Raw genomic sequence first — 6948 nt, 5'->3', positions numbered from 1 at the left:
GGTTAGAGTCCAGCCCCCCATGGCCGCCCCCGTCCCGTTGATCCACGCCGTCACACCCTCGCGCCTGGAGCTCGCCGCGTCGCTCAACGACGAGCAGCGCGCGGCGGTGGAAGCAGGGGAGGGGCCGGTGCTCGTCATCGCCGGGGCGGGCTCCGGCAAGACGCGCACGCTCACCTGGCGCGTGGCGCTCATGCTGGAGCGTGGCGTCCCTCCGGAAGCGCTGCTGCTGCTCACGTTCACCAACAAGGCCGCGCGCGAGATGATCCGCCGCGTGGAGGAGCTGGCCGGCGGCTTCGCGGACGTGGGCCGCATGCTGGGCGGCACCTTCCACCACGCGGCGCACATGCTCCTGCGGGAGCACGCGGGCGCGCTGGGCTTCTCCACCGACTTCACGGTGTTGGACCGCGAGGACTCCCGCGACCTGATGGCCACGTGTCTGGCCGAGCGCAAGCTCAAGAGCGACAAGCGCTTCCCGCGTCCGGACGCGCTGCTGGAGCTCGTGTCGCTCGCCACCAACCTCCAGCAGCCCGTGTCGCAGGTGCTGGTGGAGCGCAAGCCGCAGATGCTCCCCGTCGCGCCCGAGGTGTTCGCCACCGCCCGCCGCTTCCAGCAGCGCAAGGCGCAGATGCACCTGATGGACTACGACGACCTGCTCGCGCACCTGAAGCGGCTGCTCGAGGAGCACCCCGTCATCCGCGCGGACCTCACGGCGCGCTTCCAGGGCGTGCTCGTGGACGAGTACCAGGACACCAACCGCCTCCAGGGCGACCTCGTGGACCTGCTCGTGGGCGAGCGCAGGAACCTCACCGTCGTGGGCGACGACTGCCAGTCCATCTACAGCTTCCGCGGCGCGGAGTTCACCAACATCATCGACTTCCCCCAGCGCTACCCCGGCTGCGGCATCTACCCGCTTACGCGCAACTACCGCTCCACGCCCCAGGTGCTGCGGCTCGCGAACGCCGTCATCGCGCGCAACACCCGCCAGTTCCCCAAGGCGCTCGTGTCCGACGGAGCCCCGGGCCCCGTGCCCCAGGTGGTCCCCACCCGCGACGTGAAGGGGCAGGCCGCCTTCGTCACCGAGCGCGTCCTGGCGCTGCGGGCCCAGGGCCAGCGGCTGGAGTCCATGGCGGTGCTCTACCGCGCCCACCTGCACTCGCTGGAGCTGCAGCTGGAGCTCGCGCGCCACGGCCTCCCGTTCCGCGTGCGCTCCGGGGTGCGCTTCTTCGAGCAGACCCACATCAAGGACGCGCTGGCCCACCTGCGCTGGGCGCACCACCGCGCGGATGAGCTGGCCTTCAAGCGGCTCGCGCGGCGCCTTCCCGGCGTGGGCGCCGCCAGCACCGAGCACCTGTGGACCGCGCTCTCTTCGCTGCCCCCGGAGCTGCCCCTCGGGGACGCGCTGCTGCACCCGGACGTACAGGCCCACGTACCGCGCAAGGCCGCGGGCGACTTCCAGCGCTTCCAGTCCCTGATGGCCGCACTCACCCGGGGCGGGCCGCGAGGACCGGGCGCGCTGCTCGCGGACGTGCTGGCGGCGCGCGAGGCGCAAGAGGAGTCCGACGCGGCGACCCGCCGCACCGAGGACCTGCGCCAGCTCCAGGAGTTCGCCGAGCGCTTCGAGGACGTGCCGCGTTTCCTGTCCGACATCGCCCTCGTCTCCGAGTTCTCCGCCCAGGGGGCCCTGGCCGGCGAGCCGCCGGACGACGTCCTCACCCTGTCCACGGTCCATCAGGCCAAGGGGCTGGAGTGGGCCTCCGTCTTCGTGCTGGGGCTGGTGGATGGGCGCTTCCCCATGTCGCAGGCCACGCGCAGCCCCGAGGCCGAGGAGGAGGAGCGCCGCCTCTTCTACGTCGCCGTCACGCGGGCACGGGAGGCCCTCTGGCTCGTGTACCCCCACACGTCGCTGCCCCGGGAGGACGGACGGCTCCTGCTGACGCCGTCGCGCTTCCTCACCGAACTGCCGCAAGGCCCCGACACGGTGTGCGACACGCTCCCGCCCCCCGAACCCGACGGCCCCATCCGCGTCCGGGAGCTGGGGCCGGATCCGGAACCCGGCTTCTAGGACACCCACCCAACTCCGGGCCCCGGGAGGGGAGGGCGGCCAGGAAGAGGGGGCCCCTGGCGTACCGCCCGGTCGGAACTACAGCCAGGGAGGAAGCATCCGCCTAGAAACGCGCACATCACAGCACGACGTGCTAGAGAGTCAGGACGGGCGCACCGTCCCCCTGGCGTGCGCTCGCTGACCTTCATGGCGGACAGACCACGCATCGTCGGGATTGACCTGGGCACCACCAACACCCTGGTGGCGTCCGTGCGCAACCGCATCCCGAAGATCGTCCCCACGGATCGCGGCAACCTCATCCTGCCCTCCGTGGTCGCGCTCTCCGCCAAGAACGATCTCCTGGTCGGCGGCGTCGCCAAGGACCAGATGGTGACGAACCCCAAGAACACGCTCTGGGGCACCAAGCGGCTCATCGGCCGCAAGTTCCACTCCAAGGCGGTGGAGGACCTCAAGGGGTACTTCCCCTACGACATCGTGGAGGACCCCAACGGGGACGCCGCGGTGACGATGGGCGGCAAGCTCTACTCGCTGCCGCAGATCTCCAGCTTCGTCCTGTCGCAGCTCAAGACCATCGCCGAGCAGTTCCTGGGCGGCCCCATCGACGCGGCCGTCATCTCCGTCCCCGCCTACTACAACGACAACCAGCGCAACGCGGTGAAGGAGGCCGGGCGGCTGGCCGGCTTCGACGTGAAGCGCATCGTCAACGAGCCCACCGCCGCGGCGCTGGCGTACGGCTTCAACCGGGGCCTGGATCAGAAGATCCTCGTGTACGACCTGGGCGGTGGCACCTTCGACGTCAGCGTGCTGCACCTGGCCGGCAACGTCTTCGAGGTGCTGGCCACCGGCGGCGACACCTTCCTGGGCGGCGCGGACTTCGACAACCGCATCATGGAGTACGTGCTGGAGCGCTTCCGCGACGAGACGAAGATCGATCTCACCGAGAGCCCCATCGCGCTCCAGCGCATCAAGAACGCCGCCGAGGCGGCGAAGATCGACCTGACGCTCATCCCCAACGTCGTCATCGACCTGCCCTACATCGAGGAGCGCAAGGGCAAGCCGTTGGACCTGCGCATCCCGCTCACCCGCGACTATCTCAACAACCTCACGGGCGACCTCGTGGACCGCACCTTCGAGATCTGCGACCGCGTGCTCGCGGAGAAGGGCATCTCCCGCTCGGAGATCGACGAGATCATCCTGGTGGGCGGCCAGAGCCGCATGCCGCTCGTGCAGCAGAAGATCCACGCGCACTTCGGCAAGGCGCCGCGCAAGGGCGTGCACCCGGACGAGTGCGTCGCGCTGGGCGCGGCGCTGCTGGGTGACTCGCTGGGCAGCATCGACGCGGTGACGCTGCTGGACGCGCTGTCCATGCCCATCGGGTACGCGATGCCCAACGGGCGCGTGAAGCGCATCATCGAGAAGAACTCGCTCATCCCGATGGTGAAGAGCTTCCGCCTGCCGCCTCCGAAGGAGCCGGGCTCGCCCTTCATCGAGCTGGACATCTACCAGGGCGACAGCGACCTGATGGTGGACAACGAGTACCTGGGCACGGTGCGCGTACCGGCCGCGTCCGCGGGCCGGAAAATCGACTTCCGCCTCACCGAGGAGTGTCTGCTCCAGGTGCAGGTGGAGGACGCCACGGGCACGCTGCGCAAGGTGGACCTGGCCACCCGCGACACGCCCGAGCAGCTGAAGAAGGCCCTGCAGGAGGTGTCCGCGCGCAACGCGCAGGCGGCCCCGTCCAGCAGCAGCGCGTCGAATGACGACCGCGGCCTCTTCTCCAGCATCAAGAGCATCTTCCGCAGGGGGTAGGGAGGCGCGATGCCGAAGTTTCCGTCGAAGGAATGGTTGGACGAGGCCGTCCGGCTCACGAACTCGGATCCCGAGTGCGCCATGGCCGGCAAGGGCTGGAAGGGCGACTTCGGGGCCATCATCGAAGCGGAGCCGGGCAAGCTGGCGAAGTCGTTCGTGGTGCACGTCGTGCCCGGGGACTGCCGCATCGAGAAGGCCCGCGTGCTGGCGGATCCGGACGACCTGGACGAGCTGGAGCCGGTGTACCTGGCGCGCGCGCCGTATTCCGTCTGGAAGCAGCTGCTGCTGGGCACGCTCGACCCGGTGGAGGCCGTGCTCAAGCGCCGCATCTCCATGCGCGGCGACCTGCAGCCCCTCATTGAACGCATGCGCTACAAGGGCATCGCGGACCGCGTCTTCGCCTCGCTGAAGACCGAGTTCCCCGACGGGCCCTGACACGAGGACCACGACACCCATGGGCATCCGGGACGAACTGAAGAAGCAGGCATTGGGGCTCTCCGGCAAGGCGATGGAGAAGCTCATGGGCGATGAGAAGCGCGCCCTGGCCGTCGCCAACGCCATTGGCCGCGTCCAACGGGGCAAGCAGGCGCTCGACCGGGGCCAGGACGAGGTGATGAAGGCCCTCAACTTCGCGCCCAAGAGCGACTTCAAGGCCGTGGGCAAGCAGCTGGCGGGCCTCAAGCGCCGCCTGCGCGAGCTGGACGAGAAGCTGGAGGCGCTGTCGGAAGGTTCCCGCTAGAAATTGCGTTGACACCCACGCGGACGGATGGCACTTATCGCCCCGTCCGTTGCGCAGCGGTGGCAACGGCAGCCAGCAGTCGGGCGCATAGCTCAGTGGTAGAGCACTGCCTTCACACGGCAGGGGTCGCAGGTTCAAGCCCTGCTGCGCCCACTTCAGCGAAAGAGGCCGTGAGTCCTTCCAGGGCTCACGGCCTTTCGCTTTTCCACCTCCCAACACTCGGCCGCGCCTTCCGGGGCAGGGTCCCCGTCGGCTGCCTCACGGGGGCGGCTGGCAGTGTCGGGTTCCGTCGCAATCCGTACCGGCGGCCCGTGGCCGGTTTCCGCGGCTGTGGCACCGTCAGGGCCGTGCCCAGGACATTGCGATTCACGTGGGATCAGCAGGGCCGGGTGGTGGTGCGCGGACTCCCGCCCGACGACGTGCTGGCGGACTACCTCGCGCAGGAGCTGCGCTCGGATCCGGCGCGGGCGGAGCACATGCTGCGCGTCCTCAAGGCCGTGCGACGGGGCAACCGCGAGCGCTGGGACGTCAACGGCGACGCGTGGAGCCTGGAGCTGTCGCAGGCGCGGGCCTCCATCCACAGCGAGGAGGCCATCCCCGGGCGCTCGTTGGACATGCCCCTGGAGGAGTTCGAGGAGGCCGTCCGCTCGTGGCTGGCGTTCATGGAGCTGTCCCGGGCCCATTGAGCGGGACGGCGGGGGACGCGGGTGCAAAGAGGCCCGAGCCCCCACGCGCTTCGGGGGCCCGGGCCCGGAGCCCCACACCCCATGGGACCCACGTTCTTCTATTTCCTCTGGGAACGCGCCCGCGTTCAGGTCTTTGCGGCGGGCGACAGCTTGTGGGCCGCATCCGTCGCCGAAGGACCCTGCGGCGGCGTGTGGCGGGCCTTCACCAGTGAGGCGACGATGCTGGCGCCCAGCACCAGCGCGATGACGCCCAGCGAGACGGCGGGCGACAGATGCACCACGTCCACGAGCGCCATCTTCGCGCCCACGAAGATGAGGACGCCGGACAGGCCCACCTTCAGGTAGCTGAACTTCTCCATCGCCCCGGCCATCAGGAAGAACAGCGAGCGCAGGCCCAGGATGGCGAAGATGTTGGACGTGAAGACGATGAACGGGTCACGCGTCACGGCGAAGATGGCCGGGATGGAGTCCAGCGCGAAGAGCACGTCGGAGGCCTCCACCAGCAAGAGCGCCATCAGCAGCGGCGTCGCCAGCTTGCGACCGTTCTCCACGGTGAGGAATTTCTGTCCGTCGAAGCGCGGCGTGGACGGGATGACGCGGCGGGCGGTGCGCATCAGCCAGCCGTCCTCCGGGTGATCCTCGTGGTTGCGCTGCACGAAGAGCTTCACGCCCGTGAGGATGAGGAACGCGCCGAAGACGTAGATGAGCCAGTGGAAGCGCTCCAGCATCGCCACGCCCGCGAAGATCATCACCGCGCGCAGCACCAGCGCGCTGAGGATGCCCCAGAAGAGCACCCGGTGCTGGTAGATGGCCGGGATCTTCAGCGCGGAGAAGATGACGACGAAGACGAAGATGTTGTCGACGGAGAGCGACTTCTCGATGAGGTAGCCGGTGAGGAACTCCATCCCCGGTCCGGAGCCGAAGCGCCACCAGAGGATGCCGTTGAACGTCAGCGCCAGGCTCACCCACACGGCGCTCCACGCACCGGCCTCCTTGAAGCTGATTGCATGGGCCTTGCGGTGGAAGACGCCCAGGTCCAACGCGAGCATCGCGAAGACGAAGGCGATGAAGCCCGCCCACATGCCGGGGCTGGCGAGGGAGTGTATCGATTCCAAGGCATTCACCTGAGGAGGGGGCAGTACAGAGCCGAAAGACGGAACCCTCCTCAGATAGGAGTCGGGCAACACTTCGGCAAATAGGGAATCTGGACACGACCCTTCTGGAAAACAGAAGAGTCCCCGGGGCAGGCGTGCGCCGTCCTGGGGAGGCGGGCAATCAAGAGCCGCTTCCGCAGGGGCGATGATGGGAAGTGTTCACGATCGTGAGCGTTTGCAAAGGCCCCGGCTGAGAACGCTTCCACCGGGCCGCAGAGACCAGCCAGGCGCTCGGACCCCCCGTGGCACGCGAGCCCGGGTGGACCGACGCGGGTGACGAGGCCGCCGGCGACGGCGTCGCGGCCCCACCCGGCTCGTGGCCCCCGCTACCGGACACCCCCTGCTGATGCGGAACCGCTACGTCTTTTCGTCCTGCGCGCTGCTCTTCGCGCTCCATGCCACGGGCTGCGGCGCCAACCCCGACCCGGCGGCCCCGACCCCGAACGGGGAGGTGAGCGCCCCCGCGCCCACGCCGGTCCCCGAACCCGAGGGCACGCC

At 69.2% G+C, this 6948-nt stretch carries 6 protein-coding genes and 1 tRNA gene; 6 read left to right on the top strand and 1 reads right to left on the bottom strand.

The features are described 5' to 3' along the window. The first annotated feature begins 19 nt into the window (after positions 1–19). From D7X12_RS37145 to D7X12_RS37120, 6 genes are all read left to right on the top strand, one after another. Complete coding sequence (locus D7X12_RS37145) at positions 20–2062, top strand: ATP-dependent helicase (RefSeq protein WP_120629934.1); 2043 nt, start codon at positions 20–22, stop codon at positions 2060–2062. A gap of 186 nt (positions 2063–2248) precedes the next feature. Then, on the top strand, positions 2249–3871 hold the full coding sequence (locus D7X12_RS37140; protein WP_120629935.1) for an Hsp70 family protein: 1623 nt from the start codon (positions 2249–2251) through the stop codon (positions 3869–3871). Between the two features lie 9 nt (positions 3872–3880). After that, positions 3881–4306, top strand: a complete 426-nt coding sequence (locus D7X12_RS37135) for an SCP2 sterol-binding domain-containing protein (RefSeq protein ID WP_120629933.1) — start codon at positions 3881–3883, stop codon at positions 4304–4306. A 19-nt stretch (positions 4307–4325) separates the two neighbouring features. Continuing rightward, positions 4326–4610, top strand: coding sequence for a hypothetical protein (locus D7X12_RS37130; protein ID WP_120629932.1), 285 nt, complete (start codon positions 4326–4328; stop codon positions 4608–4610). An 81-nt stretch (positions 4611–4691) separates the two neighbouring features. Next, positions 4692–4763, top strand: a tRNA-Val gene (locus D7X12_RS37125). A gap of 206 nt (positions 4764–4969) precedes the next feature. Further along, positions 4970–5296, top strand: coding sequence for a YacL family protein (locus D7X12_RS37120; RefSeq protein WP_147443914.1), 327 nt, complete (start codon positions 4970–4972; stop codon positions 5294–5296). A gap of 125 nt (positions 5297–5421) precedes the next feature. Here the strand turns inward: D7X12_RS37120 and D7X12_RS37115 are convergent, their stop codons facing one another. Beyond that, positions 5422–6378: a TerC family protein gene (locus D7X12_RS37115; RefSeq protein WP_439329415.1), complete on the bottom strand. Its 957-nt coding sequence runs from the start codon at positions 6376–6378 to the stop codon at positions 5422–5424. Between the last annotated feature and the right edge of the window lie 570 nt (positions 6379–6948).

It is taken from the genome of Corallococcus sicarius (assembly GCF_003611735.1).
Classification (GTDB): domain Bacteria; phylum Myxococcota; class Myxococcia; order Myxococcales; family Myxococcaceae; genus Corallococcus; species Corallococcus sicarius.
The sequence above is the reverse complement of the archived record's forward strand: the minus strand, read 5'-3'. Positions and strand labels throughout refer to the sequence as shown.